The 17,977-nt window shown below is 31.9% G+C and carries 20 protein-coding genes and 1 tRNA gene; 7 read left to right on the top strand and 14 right to left on the bottom strand.

The genetic code is table 11. The annotated features are described in order from the left end of the window. The first annotated feature begins 55 nt into the window (after positions 1-55). A complete protein-coding gene (locus tag B2217_RS13520) occupies positions 56-628 on the top strand; it encodes a nitroreductase family protein (RefSeq protein ID WP_291122843.1) in 573 nt (190 codons plus the stop codon). Positions 629-741: 113 nt separating this feature from the next. Continuing rightward, entirely contained in the window at positions 742-1,575 is an 834-nt protein-coding gene (locus B2217_RS13515) for an alpha/beta hydrolase (protein ID WP_291122841.1), read from the top strand. Positions 1,576-1,625: 50 nt separating this feature from the next. Here the strand turns inward: B2217_RS13515 and B2217_RS13510 are convergent, their stop codons facing one another. Next, on the bottom strand, positions 1,626-2,123 hold the full coding sequence (locus B2217_RS13510) for a GNAT family N-acetyltransferase (protein WP_291122839.1): 498 nt from the start codon (positions 2,121-2,123) through the stop codon (positions 1,626-1,628). 32 nt (positions 2,124-2,155) lie between these two features. Then, positions 2,156-2,617 carry a DinB family protein gene (locus B2217_RS13505; RefSeq protein WP_038336414.1) on the bottom strand — a complete coding sequence of 154 codons (462 nt, stop codon included), beginning with the start codon at positions 2,615-2,617 and terminating at the stop codon, positions 2,156-2,158. 134 nt (positions 2,618-2,751) lie between these two features. Between B2217_RS13505 and B2217_RS13500 the strand changes: the two genes are divergently transcribed. The 3 genes from B2217_RS13500 (at position 2,752) to B2217_RS13490 (ending at position 5,037) form a co-directional block, all read left to right on the top strand. Beyond that, positions 2,752-3,852, top strand: coding sequence for an Mrp/NBP35 family ATP-binding protein (locus B2217_RS13500; protein ID WP_114998705.1), 1,101 nt, complete (start codon positions 2,752-2,754; stop codon positions 3,850-3,852). Positions 3,853-3,866: 14 nt separating this feature from the next. Further along, positions 3,867-4,157 (top strand): NifU family protein, encoded by a 291-nt coding sequence (locus B2217_RS13495; protein ID WP_114998704.1) that lies wholly within the window; start codon positions 3,867-3,869, stop codon positions 4,155-4,157. 109 nt (positions 4,158-4,266) lie between these two features. After that, positions 4,267-5,037, top strand: coding sequence for a DUF3108 domain-containing protein (locus B2217_RS13490; protein WP_280045832.1), 771 nt, complete (start codon positions 4,267-4,269; stop codon positions 5,035-5,037). Between the two features lie 31 nt (positions 5,038-5,068). Here the strand turns inward: B2217_RS13490 and B2217_RS13485 are convergent, their stop codons facing one another. From B2217_RS13485 to B2217_RS13475, 3 genes are all read right to left on the bottom strand, one after another. Beyond that, on the bottom strand, positions 5,069-5,464 hold the full coding sequence (locus tag B2217_RS13485) for a DUF1398 domain-containing protein (RefSeq protein ID WP_280045833.1): 396 nt from the start codon (positions 5,462-5,464) through the stop codon (positions 5,069-5,071). 1 nt (position 5,465) lies between these two features. After that, positions 5,466-6,110, bottom strand: coding sequence for a leucyl/phenylalanyl-tRNA--protein transferase (aat, locus tag B2217_RS13480; RefSeq protein ID WP_280045834.1), 645 nt, complete (start codon positions 6,108-6,110; stop codon positions 5,466-5,468). A gap of 84 nt (positions 6,111-6,194) precedes the next feature. Then, positions 6,195-6,566 carry a DUF3127 domain-containing protein gene (locus tag B2217_RS13475; protein ID WP_038336420.1) on the bottom strand — a complete coding sequence of 124 codons (372 nt, stop codon included), beginning with the start codon at positions 6,564-6,566 and terminating at the stop codon, positions 6,195-6,197. Positions 6,567-6,683: 117 nt separating this feature from the next. Between B2217_RS13475 and B2217_RS13470 the strand changes: the two genes are divergently transcribed. Together B2217_RS13470 and B2217_RS13465 are read left to right on the top strand one after the other, a co-directional pair. Then, positions 6,684-6,765 (top strand) — tRNA-Leu (locus B2217_RS13470). A 345-nt stretch (positions 6,766-7,110) separates the two neighbouring features. After that, positions 7,111-7,314 carry a CsbD family protein gene (locus tag B2217_RS13465; protein WP_038336421.1) on the top strand — a complete coding sequence of 68 codons (204 nt, stop codon included), beginning with the start codon at positions 7,111-7,113 and terminating at the stop codon, positions 7,312-7,314. Between the two features lie 45 nt (positions 7,315-7,359). On the opposite strand, the gene B2217_RS13460 is transcribed toward B2217_RS13465, so the two are convergent. The 9 genes from B2217_RS13460 to B2217_RS13420 form a co-directional block, all read right to left on the bottom strand. After that, positions 7,360-8,484: a GNAT family N-acetyltransferase gene (locus tag B2217_RS13460; protein WP_280035407.1), complete on the bottom strand. Its 1,125-nt coding sequence runs from the start codon at positions 8,482-8,484 to the stop codon at positions 7,360-7,362. Between the two features lie 46 nt (positions 8,485-8,530). Beyond that, entirely contained in the window at positions 8,531-9,052 is a 522-nt protein-coding gene (locus tag B2217_RS13455; RefSeq protein WP_114998697.1) for a DUF4833 domain-containing protein, read from the bottom strand. Positions 9,053-9,176: 124 nt separating this feature from the next. After that, on the bottom strand, positions 9,177-9,815 hold the full coding sequence (locus B2217_RS13450; RefSeq protein WP_291122837.1) for a VTT domain-containing protein: 639 nt from the start codon (positions 9,813-9,815) through the stop codon (positions 9,177-9,179). A 50-nt stretch (positions 9,816-9,865) separates the two neighbouring features. Then, the gene (locus tag B2217_RS13445) at positions 9,866-10,537 is read right to left on the bottom strand and encodes a DedA family protein (RefSeq protein ID WP_286486557.1); all 672 of its coding nucleotides are present in this window, start codon (positions 10,535-10,537) and stop codon (positions 9,866-9,868) included. A 9-nt stretch (positions 10,538-10,546) separates the two neighbouring features. Next, the gene (locus B2217_RS13440) at positions 10,547-10,912 is read right to left on the bottom strand and encodes a YraN family protein (RefSeq protein WP_125349580.1); all 366 of its coding nucleotides are present in this window, start codon (positions 10,910-10,912) and stop codon (positions 10,547-10,549) included. Between the two features lie 9 nt (positions 10,913-10,921). After that, positions 10,922-11,557 (bottom strand): uracil phosphoribosyltransferase, encoded by a 636-nt coding sequence (gene upp / locus B2217_RS13435; RefSeq protein WP_125349581.1) that lies wholly within the window; start codon positions 11,555-11,557, stop codon positions 10,922-10,924. Next, positions 11,544-12,500: a S66 peptidase family protein gene (locus tag B2217_RS13430; RefSeq protein WP_280062774.1), complete on the bottom strand. Its 957-nt coding sequence runs from the start codon at positions 12,498-12,500 to the stop codon at positions 11,544-11,546. The genes upp and B2217_RS13430 overlap by 14 nt, the downstream gene beginning before the upstream one ends. 86 nt (positions 12,501-12,586) lie before the next feature. Beyond that, on the bottom strand, positions 12,587-15,103 hold the full coding sequence (locus B2217_RS13425) for a TonB-dependent receptor (protein WP_280062775.1): 2,517 nt from the start codon (positions 15,101-15,103) through the stop codon (positions 12,587-12,589). Positions 15,104-15,526: 423 nt separating this feature from the next. Beyond that, positions 15,527-17,950: a TonB-dependent receptor gene (locus tag B2217_RS13420; RefSeq protein ID WP_291093827.1), complete on the bottom strand. Its 2,424-nt coding sequence runs from the start codon at positions 17,948-17,950 to the stop codon at positions 15,527-15,529. Positions 17,951-17,977: the final 27 nt, after the last annotated feature.

Below are 17,977 nucleotides of genomic sequence, written 5' to 3'. Positions count from 1 at the left end.
TGAAATTAATGTAAATTTGCTTGATTAGTAGAATAAAATTAATAATTGTTACAACATGAATGCAAACGATTTATTATCAATCATAAAAAATAGACGCTCTATATTTCCTCCGCAATACAATCAAGAAGAAATTACGCGCGAAGAATTGAATCAAATTTTTGAGGCAGCAAATTGGGCGCCTTCTCATAAAAAAACTGAACCTTGGCGTTTTGTCGTTTTAGAAGGTCCTGCAAAAGACCGTTTCCGCGAATACGTGAAGCGTGTTTATGTGCAAGGAACGCCAACAGATCAATTGAGCGACAGAAAAATAAATGCATTAATTGAGAAATGTGATAAGTCGAATAAAATTGTATTAATCAATTTTATCAACACAGAAAAAAATCCTGAATGGGAAGAATTAGCTGCAACTTCTATGGCTGTTCAAAATATGTGGTTAATGGCAAGTGCGCTAAACATTGGTGCATATTGGTCTTCTCCAGCAAACATTATCGCCAATGTTGATGAGTTTACAACTATGGAAGAAGGCGAAAAATGTGTTGGTGTTTTCTATATGGGAAAATTTGATGGTGAATCGCCAGAAGCTGTTCGTCAACCAATCGAAGATAAAGTGAGATTTTTAGAATATTAAAAATCTTCTGAAAAAAATAATTTGAGAAAGACTGCTAATTTTTTAGTGGTCTTTTTTATTAAATAGAAAATCAACTCTTTATGATTTTTGTATATTTGACTAAATACTTTAATATGAAATACATGAAATCGATTTTTAACTATTTATTAATTATTATCTCTATTAGTTTTTTGACATCTTGCAAAAACTCTAATCCCGTTGTTTACGACGATCCAATTCCGAAACACGAAACATTTACAATTGATTCTAAAATTCTTAATGAAAAACGAATTATTAATGTTTGGGTTCCAAAAGAATATTCAACTTCTCAGGATTCATTATCGGTTTTGTATATGCCTGATGGCGGAACAAAAGAGGATTTTCCACATATTGCGAATACATTGGATAGTTTGATTACTTCGAAAAAAATAAAACCAGTTATTTTAGTTGGAATAGAAAACATACAACGTCGCAAAGATTTGAGTCCACCAACCGAAAACGAAGAGGATAAAAAAATAGCCGATGTTGTGGGAGGTTCGAATGAATTTAGAAGTTTTATCAAGGATGAATTATTTCCTGAAATCACGAAAAAGTATCACACTCAATCCCAAAAAGGGATTATTGGCGAATCGTTGGCTGGATTATTTATTATGGAAACTTTTCTGAAACAACCCGAAATGTTTGATTTTTACATCGCAATTGATCCTTCACTTTGGTGGAACGATCATAAAATGTTATTGAATGCAAAAGATGATTTAGCTAAATTTCCTTCAACTCCAAAAAAAATATGGTTTGCAGGATCTGGAGCAAGTGATATTTTGCCTTATACAGATGATTTGAAGAATATTTTAACGGAAGAAAAACTTCCAAATCTACAATGGAATTATTCTCCAGAACCGAAAGAAGAACATGCTACAATTTACAGAGCAACTAAAGAAAAAGCTCTGATTTGGAGTATTGGGAAATAAAATTTATCTGATAAACAAAAAACCTCACTTCAAATGAAGTGAGGTTTTTTTTATACGATTCGTTTTCCTAAAATAGTTAAACTTCTTTCTATTCCGTCTAATATTGCAATACTGGGATAATTTCCCCATTCTTCGAAACCAAAATATTTGAATAATTTCAAGCTCGGTTCATTATGCGAAAAAATAAAACCTAAAATCGTTTTAATTCCAAATTCTGGTGCTTTCGTAATGCTATATTCCAACACTTGTTTTCCTAAACCTTTTCCACGTTGCGCTGCATCTAAATAAATGCTAATTTCTACAGTTGCATCATAAGCTGGTCTTCCATAAAAAGATTGAAAACTTACCCAACCTACAATGTCTTTCGATTCATTTTCTACAACCCAAAGTGGTCTTTTTTCAGGTGAATGTTCTTCGAACCACTTTACTTTACTTTCAACTGAAACTGGTTCTGTATCGGCAGTTACTAATCGTGAAGCTATTGTAGAATTATAAATTTCTGTTATTTTTTCTAAATCGCTTCGTTTAGCATCTCTATATGTTAACATCTAAATTTTTAAATTTTATTCTGCGTTTGATTTTAAAAAGGAATATTCTTTTTCATCGCCATCATATAGCCCAAATGCATTGCTTCGTGAATATTGTTGTACAAAATTGCATCTTCAATCGATTCTAACGTCATACCAAAACTTGTTTTATATGATCGATAATACGATAGTTTTTCCGAACGATAATCCTTGAACATCTGCATTGGTGTACTTTCCAACATTTCCTTCAATTCTGTCACATCCTCTTCTGTTACTTCCGTATTTCCAATTGTTCCTTTTTTATACTTCTGGATAAACTGAATATCGACCAACATCCTATTATCGGTTAAATAATAATGGATCAATTGCTGTGTTGCCAAAACATGAGCAGCATTCCAAAACAAATTGTTTTTATAGCCAACAGGTATATAAAGTAGTTGTTTCAGAGAGTGTTGTTCAAGCTCATCAATAATCTGTTTTCTTATATTCGTCAGATAAATAATATGCTCTTCCATAGTCAGATTTAAAGTTTAAATATACATCAAATTAAGTCTATTTATCAAATTATAAAGCAAAACAATTAAAATCACGTTTTTAGATTATTTAAAGTCTTTGATTCTTCGTAATTTTGTCTCATTAAATTTAAAAGATGGCTTACACAAGAGATCAAATATATCAAGTATTAGAAGAATTGGGTATTCGCAATTGGATGCGTAACGCTCAAGTGATGGGAAATGATATTATTTTGGATATTGTTTCTCCTTCGCCTGCAATGCACGAACGCAAGCGTTTGGAAATTGCGTTGAAAAATGCATTTAAAGAAAATTTACCTGAGTCAAATCTTAAACTTAACATTTCTGTTGAAGTTGAAGAAAAAAATCCGAACGAAATCAAAGGTTCAGAATTGCCAGGTGTTAAAAATATTATCGCTGTAGCATCAGGAAAAGGTGGTGTTGGTAAATCTACTGTTTCATCAAACTTAGCAATTAGTTTAGCAAACATGGGATTCAAAGTTGGTTTATTAGATGCTGATATCTACGGACCTTCTATGCCAATTATGTTCGATTGTCAAGATGCTCGTCCATATTCTGTAGAAGTTAATGGAAAAACGAAAATAAAACCAGTAGAAGCTTACGGAATCAAGTTATTATCAATTGGTTTCTTTGCTGATACAGATCAAGCAATTGTTTGGAGAGGACCGATGGCTGCAAAAGCATTAAATCAAATGATTCGTGATGCACATTGGGGAGAATTAGATTTCTTATTAATCGATTTACCTCCAGGAACAGGTGATATTCATTTATCTATCGTTCAACAAGTTCCAATTACAGGAGCAGTTGTGGTTTCTACACCTCAAAATATTGCATTAGCAGATGCGAAAAAAGGAGTTGGAATGTTCCAAATGGAAGCGATTAATGTTCCAGTTTTAGGAATTGTAGAAAATATGGCGTATTTTACACCAGAAGAATTACCTAACAACAAATATTATATCTTTGGACAAAATGGTGCAAAGAACTTAGCAGAACAAATTGGTGTTCCTTTCTTAGGCGAAATTCCAATTGTACAATCTATTCGCGAAGCTGCTGACGTTGGTCGTCCAGCTGCAATGCAAGAAGATACTGTTGTAGCTAATGTTTACAAAGAAATTGCACGTAACGCAGTACAAAGTTTAGTAGAACGTAACAATACTTTGCCTCCAACAGAAGCTGTCCGTATTACAACGATGGCAGGTTGTTCGGCAAAAAATTAAAAAAGTAAAAGATCATGACTCCAGAAGAAAAATATTCAGAAGTTGAAAAGGCCTTAACTGAAATTAGACCATTCTTAAATTCAGATGGAGGCGATATCGAATTAGTATCTGTAGAAGATAATATTGTAAAAGTTCGCCTTACAGGTGCATGTATAGCATGTTCTGTCAACCAAATGACCTTAAAGTCAGGTGTTGAAATGACCATCAAAAAATATGTTCCAGAAATTGTTTCGGTTATCAATGTTTCAGATTTTGAAACTTCAACTGAAGCAGATCAAATATCTTCCTTAAAAGAAGAAAATTAGAATATCATTAGATTCTCATAAATTAAAACGCCTTTATATCAATTTATAAAGGCGTTTTATTATTTTTGGCAAACAATTTGAATCTTAACCTCAAAACCAAAAATTCAAAATGAAAAAATATATTTTATTTTTTACTTTTATTATCCTTTCATTTGCATTGCCTTTAAATGCTCAAAACAACTACAAAGTTGGCGAAAATCTAAAATTTAGAGTTCATTATTCTGGATTGAATGCAGGCTTCGCATCAATTGATGTAAAAGAAGCTACATTGAACGGAAAAAGTCATTTTCATATCGTAGGAAAAGGAACTTCTACTGGTGCGGTACGTGCTTTTTTTAAGGTAGATGATAATTACGAATCATATATTGACAAAACAGATTTGAAACCAACAAAATTTGTTCGAAATATTGTAGAAGGAAGTTACAAACGTCATCAAATCTATTATTTTGATCATGCCAATAGAAAAGCAAAAGTTGAAAATAAACGAGATGGAAAAGTCACAACAGAAACAATTCCGTACGATGCGCAAGATTTACTTTCTGCTTTTTATAGCTTACGTAATGCCAATCATGCCACTCTTAAAACAGGAGATTATTTGAACGAAAATATTTTTCTTGGTGATGAAACGCTTAAATTTCGATTGAAAGTTTTGGGACGTGAAACCCTAAAAACAAAATTCGGGAAAATTGCAGCAATCAAAATTCGTCCTTACGTACAATCTGGTCGTGTTTTCAAAGAATCAGAATCGGTTACAATGTGGGTTTCTGACGATGATAACTTAGTTCCATTAAAAATAAAAGCTGGACTATTAGTTGGATCATTAAATGCAGATCTTAACGAATATAGTAATTTAAAATATCCAATTACTTTTACGAAGTAAACTGATTGTAAATCATAAAAAAATCCCGCTATTAATGCGGGATTTTTTCATTTAATATTGTGTTTCCGTTTTTGTCAAAATAAGTACAAGTATAATTATCTAAAGAAACAATCCATTTCTCTATGCCTGTTTCTGCACAATGCTTACAAAATGTAAAATAATCTGTTTCACCTTTTTGATGAATTTTTAGATATGTTGTAAATTTCTCAATATTTACATCATCTTCAATCATTAAATCATCGTATTGTGTATCAGAAGTCGTTTCAAAATCATCTGTCCCAAAATAATTGGTATGACTATCTACCACCCAAGTCTCGAAAACAATAACGCCTAAAGATTTAATCTCTTTGATATAATTCGGAAAATCTGCTCCAGATTTCACTTTTTCGTGTGCTTTTTCTATATCGGCAACTGTAAATTTTTTCATATTATTTTGATTGATTATGTTCTAAATATTCCAAAAAAACATCACTCGGAATTTCCATTGCACCCAAACTCGCTAAATGCTCTGTATAAACCTGACAATCGATCAATTTATATTTCTTGTGATATTTTGCAACAAATTGTATAAAACCAGCTTTGGAAGCGTTGCTTACTTTCGCAAACATACTTTCTCCGCAAAAAATATCGCCCATATCAATTCCATAAAAACCACCAACCAATTCGTCGTTTTGCCAAACTTCGATACTTTTAGCAATTCCCATTTCATGTAACGTACAATATGCTTCGATCATATCATTCGTAATCCACGTTCCGTCCTGATCTTTTCTATACGCTTGCGAACAATTTGTAATCACTTCTCGAAACGCTTTATTTTCTGAATACGTAAATGTTTGATCTCGAAAAACTTTCTTCATCGATTTCGAAACATGTAAATTTTCTGGAAACAAGACAAATCGATCTTGAGGAAACCACCAAATAATTGGATCTTCTTCATTAAACCAAGGAAAAATTCCTTTCTGATAAGCCAGAATTAAGCGTTCTGGCGAAAGATTTCCTCCAACAGCTATAATTCCCTCACTATTCACTTCATCGTAATCAGGAAAGATTAAATCAGAACTTAACCAATACATATCGTTTTGTGTATAATTTATATAAAATTAAAAAAACGTGTCCAATAAAGAACACGTTTAGTATTAATTGATGTTTTGTTTTCCTTAGAATGGTAAATCATCATCATCTCCGTTAGAAAAAGTATCTACTGGAGGCGCTGGTGCAAAATTATCGTAACCTTGAGGTGCTTGTGCAGCTGCATTTGCCATATTTTCAATTCTCCACGCTTGGATTGTATTGAAATATCTTGCTACACCTTCTGGGTTCACCCACTCGCGACCACGAATGTTGATAGAAACTTTCACTTCATCACCAGGTTTGTAAGCATTCAACACGTCTGTCTTATCTTGTGTAAGCTCAATTAAAATATCTTGTGGATATTGTTCTTGCGTTGTAACAACGAATTCTCTTTTCTTGAAACTTGCAGTAATATTTTGAGTTTCAAATACTTTTTTAATTCTTCCTGTAATTTCCATTTTTGTAAAAGCTTTGTACAAATTTAGAATGTAAAAAAAGATTAAAAAAATTTTATTTCGAAATTTTGTTAGAAAGAAAACTTGTGTATATTTGCAATCCAAATCGGTGAGATTTTAGCGGGCGTGGTGGAATTGGTAGACACGCTAGACTTAGGATCTAGTGCCGCAAGGTGTGGGAGTTCGAGTCTCCCCGCCCGTACAACAGAAAAGACTTTGAAATATTTTCAAAGTCTTTTTTTTATGATTTATTGTTTTCTAATGATTTATAATATTTTTCATAAATTTAGATCATTATTTGGTTATAAGTTGGTTTGGTATGTATTCGAAAAGAAAAAGAAATTTAAAATCTGGAGGGAGAACTATCCCCATTTTTGAATTTATAGTAGTTGTTATTATCATCATTATTTTGATTTACTTCGCAGTTTTCTAAGGAAATTATTCTTCATTTTTTTTAACATTAATTTATAATTATTTCATTATCTATGGTTTAATATTTGTTCAACATATAGTATAAATCTATTTACAACTTATAAAACAAAAAATTATGGACAAATTAGAATTAGAAGGAAAATGGAATCGAATCAAAGGTGCTGTAAAACAAAAATATGGTGATTGGTTTGATGATGACAAAGTTTATGCTGAAGGAAAATACGATGAAGTTGTAGGTAAAATTCAGGAAAAAACAGGAAAATCTAGAGAAGAAATTGAAAGTACAATCAAAGATTGGAAAGAAGACAATCAAGATTAATTATTATTTCAATTAAAAAGGTTAGGACAAAATCCTAACCTTTTTTTATGCTTCTATATTTTTATAAAATGTTTTTCGTCGCTTGTGAACAACAGGATCAAAGTTTTTCCATAATTGTTGCACTTTTGTATTTTCCTCAAGCAAAGGGTTCGTTTCTAAAGTTTTAATCCCTCTTGCTATAAATCGATCATAAAGTTCTTTAAAAATCAAGGCATTTACACCTTTATTTTGATAATGAGGATCAATTCCTATCAAATAAAATTCGACATGATCGTTCTTTTTTTGCGCTTGCATCAAATGCCACCAACCAAATGGAAACAATTTTCCTTTCGTTTTCTGAAATGCTTTCGAAAATGAAGGCATTGTAATCGCAAAAGCAATCATTTTGTTGTTTTTATCTTTTACACACGAAATAAAATCAGGATGAATAAATTTTAGATATTTCTTTTTGTAATGTTCAACCTGAAATTTTTCTATCGGAACAAAACTTTGCAATTCTGCATACGTCACATTCAACAAATCGAACATCTCATCTACGTAAGGTAACATTTCGTCAATTGTATCAAATTTATACGTATCTATTTCGTAACGTTTTTTGAGCATTTCACACAATTTATCCATTTGCTTTACCTTGCCCAAATTGGCAATATCAATAGAATATTCTAACCACTCGGCTTTTGGTTGATAACCTAATTCTTGCAAATATATTGGATAATATTCGTAATTATATAAACCGATCAAAGTGGCAACTTTATCAAATCCTTCTGTTAATAATCCAGCTTTATCCATATTCGAAAATCCCATCGGACCTTCTATATAACTCAGTTTATTATTTTTAGCAATGTTTTCAACAGTTGTTAATAAAGCTTTTAAAATGTTGATATCATCTTTAAAAACTAACCAACCAAACCGAATTTTAGTCTTTCCAAGTTCTTTTACTTCGGTCCAATTAATAATCGAAACAATTCGTCCAACGACTTCTTTTCCTTTGTAAGCTAAAAAATAGTTAGCTTCAACCGTCTCAAAAATTGCATTATTTTTATCAAAACTTGCGAGTTCATCTTTCTTTAAAGAAGGCACCCAATACGGATTATCTTTATACACTTCAAAAGGTAAATCGACAAATTTCTTCATTTCACTTGGCGTATTCACCTCTCTTACTTCGATCATATGCTATTAAATTGCGTCTAACAGATTCTAATTTAGGAAGAATTTTTTAGAGAACAATTTTCTCTTCTACAGATTTTCCGTTTTTATCTTTTCCGTAAAATAAAATATAATCAAGCTTTACCGAAATTCCAGCCGTTCCTTTCTTCTGTTTTAAGAAAACGCGATTCAATGTTATCAACTTGTTATTAACAGTTGTTTGAACAATTGGATTTTTTTGAGAATCAAGCTTAAGCGTTAATTTTTGAGTTGGATAAGATACTAATGTCAACTGAAAAACATTCTTTTCAATTTTCTTAATATCTAAACCATATGCCAATTTCTTTTGTATAGAAGTCAAGGGCTTTTTTGAGCCATCTTCAGCATAAAGAATGCGATAAATATCAACTGGATTATCATCATCTAAAATTCCTTTGCTCGAAAAAAGTGCATCGTAAACAAACGTATTTTTATTGTCGTTGTGTTGAATGTAAAATAATCTATTTTCTGATTTTGGAGGAACAGGATAACCTTGTTGTGCATTTACAACAAAAGAAAAAAGGATAGAACAAATAATTAATAGGTTTTTCATTGATTGATATTTTTAAAAATAGAAGATACGAATTATTTGAATGATTATCTAAATCCAAATAAAAAGTTTCGAAACTTTAACTTGTTCAATATTATGTCCATCAAGAAAATCTTGCGGAATTTTTTTATTTTTTCATTTTCTCTTTGACGAATTCTACAACAATCGGAACTAAAGAAAAAACAATAATTGCCATGACAACTATCTCGAAATTGTTTTTGATAAATGGAATTGTTCCAAGGAAATATCCAGCCAATGTAATCCCGAAAACCCAAATTGTTCCACCTATAAAATTATATTTAATAAATGTGCCATAATGCATTTTAGAAATTCCCGCAACAAAAGGTGCAAGCGTTCTTACAATCGGAACAAAACGTGCAATTACAATGGTTTTTGAACCGTATTTTGTAAAGAAATCTTCGGTCTTTTGAATGGCAGAATCTTTAATAATTCGTTTTCCGAAAATTTTGGCTGTAACTAATTTCGTTCCTAAGGTTTTTCCAATCGTATAATTGACCGTATCACCTGCAATCGCCGCAACCCAAAGCAAACCTAATACGATATAAATATTAAGTTGACCTGGAAAAGCCGCAGCCAACATTCCTGCCGCAAATAAAAGCGAATCGCCAGGTAAAAAAGGCATGACAACCAAACCTGTTTCGATAAATATTAAGAGAAACAAAATCAAGTAAAACCAATTTTGATAATCATTCAAAATGGTTTCTAAATATTTATCGATATGTAGTATGTAATCTAAAATTTCCATGATTTAAAGGTATAAAAAAACTCGACCGAAGTCGAGTTAATTTTTTATTGTTATTCTTGTTCAGCAATCTTTTTTTTGCCAAACTTTTCTTTGATAATTTCTACAAAAATTGGAAGTATAGAAACGATTGTTATTCCTAAAATTACTTTTGAAAAATTCTTTTGAACCCATTCGATATTTCCTAAAAAGTATCCAATAAGTGTTAAACCAACAACCCATAACACAGCTCCAATCACATTATATGTAATGAAAATAGAATATCCCATTCGTCCGATTCCTGCAACGAAAGGCGCTAAAGTTCTTACGATTGGTACAAAACGTGCAATTACAATGGTTTTAGAACCATATTTTTCGTAGAATTCGTGCGTTTTATTAATATGTTCTTCTTGGATGAAATTTTTACCAAAAATCTTAACCTTAGTTGCTTTGTAACCAACTTTTTTCCCGATCGTATAATTCAACGTATCACCGAGAATGGCGGCCACCAAAAGAATTGCAATCATAATCCACACATTCATATCATTTGTTTCTTGCGCAGCCAACATACCTGCCGCAAACAACAGTGAATCTCCAGGTAAAAATGGCATCACAACCACACCTGTTTCCACGAAAATGATTAAAAATAAAATTGCATAAAGCCACAAACCATACTCATTTGCAAACTCTGCTAAATGCTGGTCGATATGCATAATAAAGTCAAAAAGACTCATAAATACTTCCATAAAAGTTGATTAAATTTCCGAAGCATTAAATGCATTTTTGATATGATTTACGCTCCAAGATTGTTGTTTTTTTAAAAGTGCTAAAATATCAAATCTTACCTCAGAAATAAAATTATTTTTCTGAATAAAATCATCTGCGGCAAGAATTAACAATTTCTTCTTCTTTGTGTTAACAGAACTTTCTGGCTCGGCAACATAATTTGAAGTACGACTCTTAACCTCTATAATAACAATCTCATTTTCAAATTGAGCAATAATATCGATTTCGGCTTTTCTGAAAAAATAATTTCGAGCCAATATTTTGTATCCATTTTGGATTAAATAATTGACGGCAAAATCTTCTGCTTCTTTTCCGAAATCGTAACTAATACTCATTCAAAAAAATTATTTTGTCCCGTACAAACGATCTCCAGCATCACCTAAACCTGGAACGATGTATCCATTTTCATTCAATTTTTCATCCAAAGCAGCCAAGAAAATTGGAACTTCTGGATAAACATTTTGTACCGCTTCCACTCCTTCTGGACAACCAACTAAACAAGCCAAACGAACAGATTTTGCTCCTTTTTCTTTTAAAATTTCGATTGCTTTGATTGCAGAACCTCCTGTTGCTAACATTGGATCAACCAAAATCACGTCGCGAGAATCTAAATCAGTTGGGAGCTTACACAAATACTCAACAGGTTGTAATGTATCATGATCGCGGTAAAGCCCAATATGACCAACTTTCGCTGTTGGAATTAATTGATGAATTCCTTTTACCATTCCCAATCCAGCACGTAAAATTGGAACGATAGCCATATCATTTCCTTTTAATTTGTAACCGATTGTTTTGATAATTGGTGTTTCAACTTCTACTTCTTCAAGCTCGATGTTACGCGTAATTTCGTAACACATTAAACCTGAAATTTCGTCTACTAATTCACCAAATTCTTTCGTTGTTGTGTTTTTATCACGCATTTGCGTAATTTTTGCTTTTACCAACGGGTGAGTAATAACTGTTAAATTATCTTGTTTCATATTTGTTTGTATAATGATGCAAAGTTACATTATTTGAAGTAACATTTAACTGAACTTTCGCACCCATTTTTAGTGCAACATTGTGACCTGTATGCCCTGCAGGAAATCCGAAAGCTACTGGAATATTTATTTTTTTTGTAAAACTATAAATGACTTCAAAAGTTTTTGGATCGAATGGATGATTGTAGTTATCAGCATTTTCTTCTTCGGTATCCATATGCGTAAAGTTTCCTAAAATAATTCCTTTTACATGAGTAAGAATTCCGTTGCGTTTAAGATTCATCAACATTCGATCAACTGCATACCAATTCTCGAACCAATCTTCTAAAAATAAAATCTTATCCGAAGGATTTGTAATCGCAGATTCGCTCCCCAAAAGTGAATACACAATCGAAAGATTTCCGCCAATTAATTCTCCTTTTGCTTCGCCTAAATTATTGTAAGCATGTGATTGAATTTGGTAATTAATTTCATGTCCAAACAATGCTTCGTAAACACTTTGATAAGATGTTGGATGATATTCGGTATTTGCTAATTTCTTTGCTGTAACACCATGTATTGTTTGAAAACCTAATCGGTTAAAATGATTATGAAAAACAGTAATATCAGAATAACCAATTATCCATTTTGGAGATTTTTTGAAATTGGTTAAATCTAATTCATCAATAATTTTTACTGAACCATATCCACCACGTGCGCACCAAATCGCTTTGATTTCAGCATCATCTAATGCCCATTGAAAATCTTCGGTTCTGATTTCATCTGTTCCAGCATATTTGTAGCCAAAATCATATTCAGCATAAATATTTTTCCCAAGAACAGGAATCAATTTCCACGATTTTATTAAGTCTATTGCTTCCTCCAATTCGCCTTGTAACATTCGTTTTGCTGGCGCAACAATTGCTATTTTATCACCTTCTTTTAGAAAATCGGGTTGAATCATTTTTCTATAAAATTTTAGTAAAGGTAAACACAAAAAAAAGACGAACTACAAGCGTTCGTCTTTTTGTTATGATAATGAAATATTTCTTAGAAAGTGTAAGTTACACCTGCATTCCAAGTTCTTCCATTCCCCCAGAAGTAACCGTAGTTATCTTTACGAGAAATGTATTGATCATTGAATAAGTTTTTGATGTTACCTCTAAATTTAATAGATTGACTATTTGTAATTTTAAAGTTGTAAGACATTCCTAAATCTACTGTAGCAAATGGGCTAATACTTGCATTTTTGTAGACTTGTCCATTAATATTTGCTTTTGCAACATCAGCAACGTTTACGTTTTCATATAAACGAGCATAGTAGTTAAAATCTGTATCAAAAGATAAAGCTTTTGTTACTTTAACTTTAGTACCCATACCAAATGTAAATTGAGCTGCATTACCTACTCTTACACCGTCTAAGTTACCTTTACCATTCTCTGTTCCAGCTACAATCTCTTGTGTATCTGTATCTTGAACTTGGTAAGTAAAATCTCCTTGGTATCTCCAATCTCCTGCAGAAGCATAACCTCTAACTGTCCAATCACGTGTTACTTTAGCATCAAAATCTACCTCTAAACCTTTGTGTACTTGAGATAAATTATTTAATAAATAACGAACATTAGAGTGTACTAAACCATTAGCATCTGTAAAATCTCTATCGTTGTAAGTATCTGCTCTATTATCCCATTCAGTGTAATATGCATTCACATTAACTCTTAATGTACGAGTTTTGTAACGGTAACCAGCTTCAACACTTTGAATCTCTTCATTTTTAACTGTTGGATCTACAAAAGTAACTGTATTACGTACAAACATATTATTTAAATATGGTTGACGAGAATATTTACCTCCATTAACAAAAACGCTATTTTCTTTATTTAAATTAATAGAGAAACCAGCTTTTAAATTATAACCAATTTCTGTACGCTCACCTGAATAAGCTTTACCGTTTTTGAATTTGATTCCTTGTTTTTCTGCAGATTCTGCAGTATAGTTCCAGTTATCATATTTTTCATACTCTTGCCAAGATAAAGCTCCTTGAAAGAATGCTGAGAATAATTCGTTTGAGTATTCAGCTTGTCCAAAGAAACCTTGATAGTTAATTCTCTCTGAATTATCAAATCCAATTCTCTCACTATGTTTAGCTCTATTGAATAAAGAATTCCAAGGGCTTGAGCTGAAAGTTTTATCAACTACATAGTCTTTTGAACGTTGCGCATTAGATGCAGCACGACCAGAAGCTCCTAATAAATTATTTAATTGTTGATAGTGTTCCCCTTGGTAGAAACGTAAATCTGTACCTACATTAAATACAAAACCTTTTTTTGTATCAAAAGTTAAGTTAGAAACTCCTCCGTACCAAAAGTGATTATTTACTGAAGAAGCTAAAACAGTTCCGTTATTTCCATTAGAAATTCCATCTTTTAATTCTTGATTCTTCGCTGCTATTACATCCCAATCAATTTCTCCATTAGATTTATAACCTCCATCAGTATATCCAGGACCATTACCTAAAGTACTTGTCCCTCCTCCTGTACCAGTAGATGCATAAATCACTGTAGACAAAGACAAGTTTTCGTTAATTGTAAAATCCCAGTTTAAGTTAGCTACTGGTTTGTGATAATAGTTTGTTTTAGCAGATAAAGATTCTCCATTATAGAAACCATAGTTAGAGTTTCCTAAGCGACCCGTAATATCATAACCTGGAGTTGCAATAATACTTTTATTTACACCATTAACTTTAATATTACGATATTGAGTATCCATTGGTTTAGAATAGTTCTGACCATGTTCTTGTGGAGCACCAAAAATCATAAAGTTGAATGTATGACGTGCATTTGGTTTGAAACCTACAGAAACAAAGTAAGATTGACCTTTACCTTCTGTTCCACGTGCAAAACTTCTGTGAGCAGACCAGTTATCAAACATAAATGAAGCACCCCATTTACCTTTCATACCTGTATTATAACCAATAGTTTGTTTTTGGTATGAATCGTTACCTGTTAAGTAACGTACAAAACCACCTTCTTTTTTCTCAGTAGCTTTTGTTACGATATTTACAGTTCCTCCAACAGAAGAAATAGCTAATTTTGAAGATCCTAAACCACGTTGAGAATCAATAACATTTGCAATATCAGAAACAGACTGCCAGTTTGACCAATATAAACTACCGTTATCCATTCCGTTGATTGGTTGCCCATTCAATAAGAAAGCAGTATTTGATTGATCAAAACCACGCATATACATTTTTGCATCTCCAAAACCTGAAGCTTGGTCTGCAACATAAATAGATGGCGAATTTTTTAATAATTCTGGAAATTCTACATTTCCAACTCCTTTATCAAGGATTTCCTCTCTTGTAATAACTGTAGAAGCAACAGGAGTCTTACGATTCTCTGTAACGTCGATTACACCTTTACCAATGATTAATGTTTCACTTAAAGATACATTTTCGTCTTGTTCAACCTTTGTAGAATCTGTTGGTTCAACAACTTGAGCGAAAGATAATGATGCCGTTAAGGCAAAAGCTCCTACTAATAAAAGCTTTACTGAGTTTAACCTCATCTTATGAAATAGTTTAAATGTTTACCGCTGCAAAGTTGAGGTGTATATATGTTAAAATGACTACAAACGTTATGTTAATTAAGAATAATTATTACTTAAAAAATCAATTTTAAATGATTATAATATTTTTCTTAATATTTTATGAATATGAAAATCTAATTAAAATAAAATTACCAGATAATAAAAATTTTAATTCTTTATCAAAAACAGACCAAATAAACAATAACACTTAAAAAAAACAATATGTATAATAATTCATTAACAATTGAATAATTATTCTTAAAATAAATTTATTTAGATTTATTATAAATTATATTTTAAGGTTTTATTAATTTAATACAAATAATTCAGTCACAATACTTCATAAAAAAAGTGGACTTATTGCAAAGTCCACTTTAATATGTTAAGAAATTCTAATTCTTATTAGAAGCTATATGCAACACTTGCATTCCAAGTTCTACCTAATCCCCATCCATAACCATTTTTATCTTGTTTGATGATATATTGGTCATTGAATAAGTTTTTAATATTTCCTCTAAATCTTAATTTTTGAGAACCAAATTTAACTTGATAACTCGCACCTAAATCAACTTTAGCATAAGGTCTTAATTTTTCAGGCTCTTTGTTACTAGTTAAATTCTCTTTAGTAAAATCTAAATTCTCATATAATCTCGCGTAGTAATTGAAATCTGTATCGAATGATAAATTTTTAGTTACGTCAACTTTCGTACCCATTCCGAATGTAAACTGAGCTGCATTCCCAACTTTGAAACCATTGATATTAGCAGTTCCTCCAGGTAAAACTTCGTTTGTCTCATTATTTACTTCAAAATATGGAGTAGAGTCATTGTATTTCCAATCACCATAAGAAGTAAACCCTCTTAATGTCCATGCTCTTGATATTTTAGCATCAAAATCAATTTCAACACCTTTATGAGTTTGTCCTAAGTCTGTTGCGTATTGAGACTTTGTATATAATACAGTTAAATTATCTGCCGGATCTATTACAGCAATATCTCCTAGATATAAGAAACGGTGAGACCATTCAGTATGGTAAACGTTAACATTAACATTCAAGTTTCTTGTTTTGTAACGGTAACCTGCTTCAAAACCAGTAATCTCTTCGTTAGCTACTTCTTGCGCTTGCAAATCAACAGTATTAAATTGGAAGATATTATCTAAGAATGGTTGACGAGAGAATCGACCTACGTTAACAAATACAGCATGATCTTTTAAGAATGAATATGCCATTCCTCCTTTTACATTCCATCCTAATTTATTTACTTTTTCTGATGCTTTTTCTACTCCTCCATAATTCCAACGATCAAATTTTTGGTAAAATTGGTTCGAAACAGCCCCTTGAGCAAAAACTGAGAACCCTCCTACAGAATATTCTACTTGACCAAACCCTCCTTGATAGTTAATTTTTTCGCTATAATCACGACTTACACGTTGACTTGGATCAGCATATTTGAATAATGCTTTCCATGGATTTGTAGAAAATGTTTCTGTTGCAGTAACTGTCTCTCCAGAAAATTTATTTTTTTCATTCCATCCTTTTAACCCAAATAAATTAACCATTTGTTGAAAATGACGTCCTTCATAAAAACGAACATCTGCTCCTACATTAAATGTTAATCCTTTTTTTGTATCAAATGTAAAATTTGTTACACCTCCATACCAAAAGTGGTTATTAACAGAAGAACGAATTCCACTTCCTTTTGTATAATCTAAAATTCCATTTGTTGATGCAGAATTTGTAGCATTTTCAAGAACTATTTTATCAAAATCAACTTCCCCATTAATTGTTGTATTTACAGAATTTGTTGAACGTCCAACACCAGAAGTCCCTCCTCCAACACCAGTAGAAGCATAAGCTACTGTAGACAAATTCATGTTTTCATTAATTGTCCAGTCCCAGTTTAAGTTCGCTACAGGTTTATGGTAATAGTTTGTTCTTAAGTTTACCCCTTCTCCATCTAAGTAACCATATGTTGTATTATATTTTCTACCAAATTCAGCTCCTTTATCCCATTGAGCTTGTTTTTTTGTAGAATAGTTTTGACCATGTTCTTGCGGAGCACCAAAAATCATAAAGTTTAAATTATGACGTTCACTTGGCTTATATCCTACAGAAACAAAATAAGCTTGTCCTTTACCATCTGTACCTTTTGCATACTTACGATGCGCTTGCCAATGGTTTAACAAAACTGAGAACCCCCACTTTCCTTGTAATCCTGTATCATAAGAAACTGTTCCTCCTAAATAAGAGTCATTTCCAGCTACGAAACGAGCAAAACCTCCTTGTTTTCTTTCTGTTGCTTTCGTGATAATATTTACAGTACCACCTACAGACGAAATGGCTAATTTAGAAGATCCTAAACCACGTTGAATTTGAACTGCATTTGCAACTTCAGTCATCGCAGACCAGTTAGACCAATAGATATTACCGTCTTCCATTCCATTGATTGGCTGTCCATTCAATAAGAAAGCGGTATTTTGTTCCGTAAATCCACGTAAATACATGTGAGAATCTCCAAAACCTGCAGATTGATCAGATACATATACAGATGGCGTATTTGCCATAATTTCAGGGAACTCTACATTACCAACTGCTTTATCTTGAATTTCTTGTTTCGTAATTGTAGAAACAGCAACTGGTGTTTTACGATTTTCCTCTACATCAATAACTCCTTTTCCAATTATTAATGTCTCTCCTAAAGATACGTTTTCTTGTCCCTGTTCAACCTTTGTAGAATCTGTTGGTTCAACAACTTGGGCGAAAGATAATGATGCCATTAAGGCAAAAGCTCCTACAAGTAAAAGCTTAGTTGAGTTTAACCTCATCTTATGAAATAGTTTAAAAGTTTACTT

Origin of the sequence: Empedobacter sp. UBA7620, assembly GCF_002484185.1 — a bacterium.
In the GTDB taxonomy this organism is placed as follows: domain Bacteria; phylum Bacteroidota; class Bacteroidia; order Flavobacteriales; family Weeksellaceae; genus Empedobacter; species Empedobacter falsenii_C.
Note: the sequence above shows the minus strand (reverse complement) of the source record. Positions and strands in the feature narration are given on the sequence as shown.

Bases quoted from the DNA above. Each gene is read 5' to 3' on its own strand.
- B2217_RS13475 (WP_038336420.1), bottom strand. From the start codon at position 6,566: ATGGAAATTACAGGAAGAATTAAAAAAGTATTTGAAACTCAAAATATT.
- B2217_RS13420 (WP_291093827.1), bottom strand. From the start codon at position 17,950: ATGAGGTTAAACTCAACTAAGCTTTTACTTGTAGGAGCTTTTGCCTTA.
- B2217_RS13450 (WP_291122837.1), bottom strand. From the start codon at position 9,815: ATGGAAATTTTAGATTACATACTACATATCGATAAATATTTAGAAACC.
- B2217_RS13445 (WP_286486557.1), bottom strand. From the start codon at position 10,537: ATGGAAGTATTTATGAGTCTTTTTGACTTTATTATGCATATCGACCAG.
- B2217_RS13455 (WP_114998697.1), bottom strand. From the start codon at position 9,052: ATGAAAAACCTATTAATTATTTGTTCTATCCTTTTTTCTTTTGTTGTA.
- B2217_RS13515 (WP_291122841.1), top strand. From the start codon at position 742: ATGAAATACATGAAATCGATTTTTAACTATTTATTAATTATTATCTCT.
- B2217_RS13490 (WP_280045832.1), top strand. From the start codon at position 4,267: ATGAAAAAATATATTTTATTTTTTACTTTTATTATCCTTTCATTTGCA.
- B2217_RS13460 (WP_280035407.1), bottom strand. From the start codon at position 8,484: ATGATCGAAGTAAGAGAGGTGAATACGCCAAGTGAAATGAAGAAATTT.
- upp (WP_125349581.1), bottom strand. From the start codon at position 11,557: ATGAAACAAGATAATTTAACAGTTATTACTCACCCGTTGGTAAAAGCA.
- B2217_RS13505 (WP_038336414.1), bottom strand. From the start codon at position 2,617: ATGGAAGAGCATATTATTTATCTGACGAATATAAGAAAACAGATTATT.
- B2217_RS13500 (WP_114998705.1), top strand. From the start codon at position 2,752: ATGGCTTACACAAGAGATCAAATATATCAAGTATTAGAAGAATTGGGT.
- B2217_RS13425 (WP_280062775.1), bottom strand. From the start codon at position 15,103: ATGAGGTTAAACTCAGTAAAGCTTTTATTAGTAGGAGCTTTTGCCTTA.
- B2217_RS13520 (WP_291122843.1), top strand. From the start codon at position 56: ATGAATGCAAACGATTTATTATCAATCATAAAAAATAGACGCTCTATA.
- B2217_RS13495 (WP_114998704.1), top strand. From the start codon at position 3,867: ATGACTCCAGAAGAAAAATATTCAGAAGTTGAAAAGGCCTTAACTGAA.
- aat (WP_280045834.1), bottom strand. From the start codon at position 6,110: ATGTATTGGTTAAGTTCTGATTTAATCTTTCCTGATTACGATGAAGTG.
- B2217_RS13485 (WP_280045833.1), bottom strand. From the start codon at position 5,464: ATGAAAAAATTTACAGTTGCCGATATAGAAAAAGCACACGAAAAAGTG.
- B2217_RS13510 (WP_291122839.1), bottom strand. From the start codon at position 2,123: ATGTTAACATATAGAGATGCTAAACGAAGCGATTTAGAAAAAATAACA.
- B2217_RS13430 (WP_280062774.1), bottom strand. From the start codon at position 12,500: ATGATTCAACCCGATTTTCTAAAAGAAGGTGATAAAATAGCAATTGTT.
- B2217_RS13440 (WP_125349580.1), bottom strand. From the start codon at position 10,912: ATGAGTATTAGTTACGATTTCGGAAAAGAAGCAGAAGATTTTGCCGTC.
- B2217_RS13465 (WP_038336421.1), top strand. From the start codon at position 7,111: ATGGACAAATTAGAATTAGAAGGAAAATGGAATCGAATCAAAGGTGCT.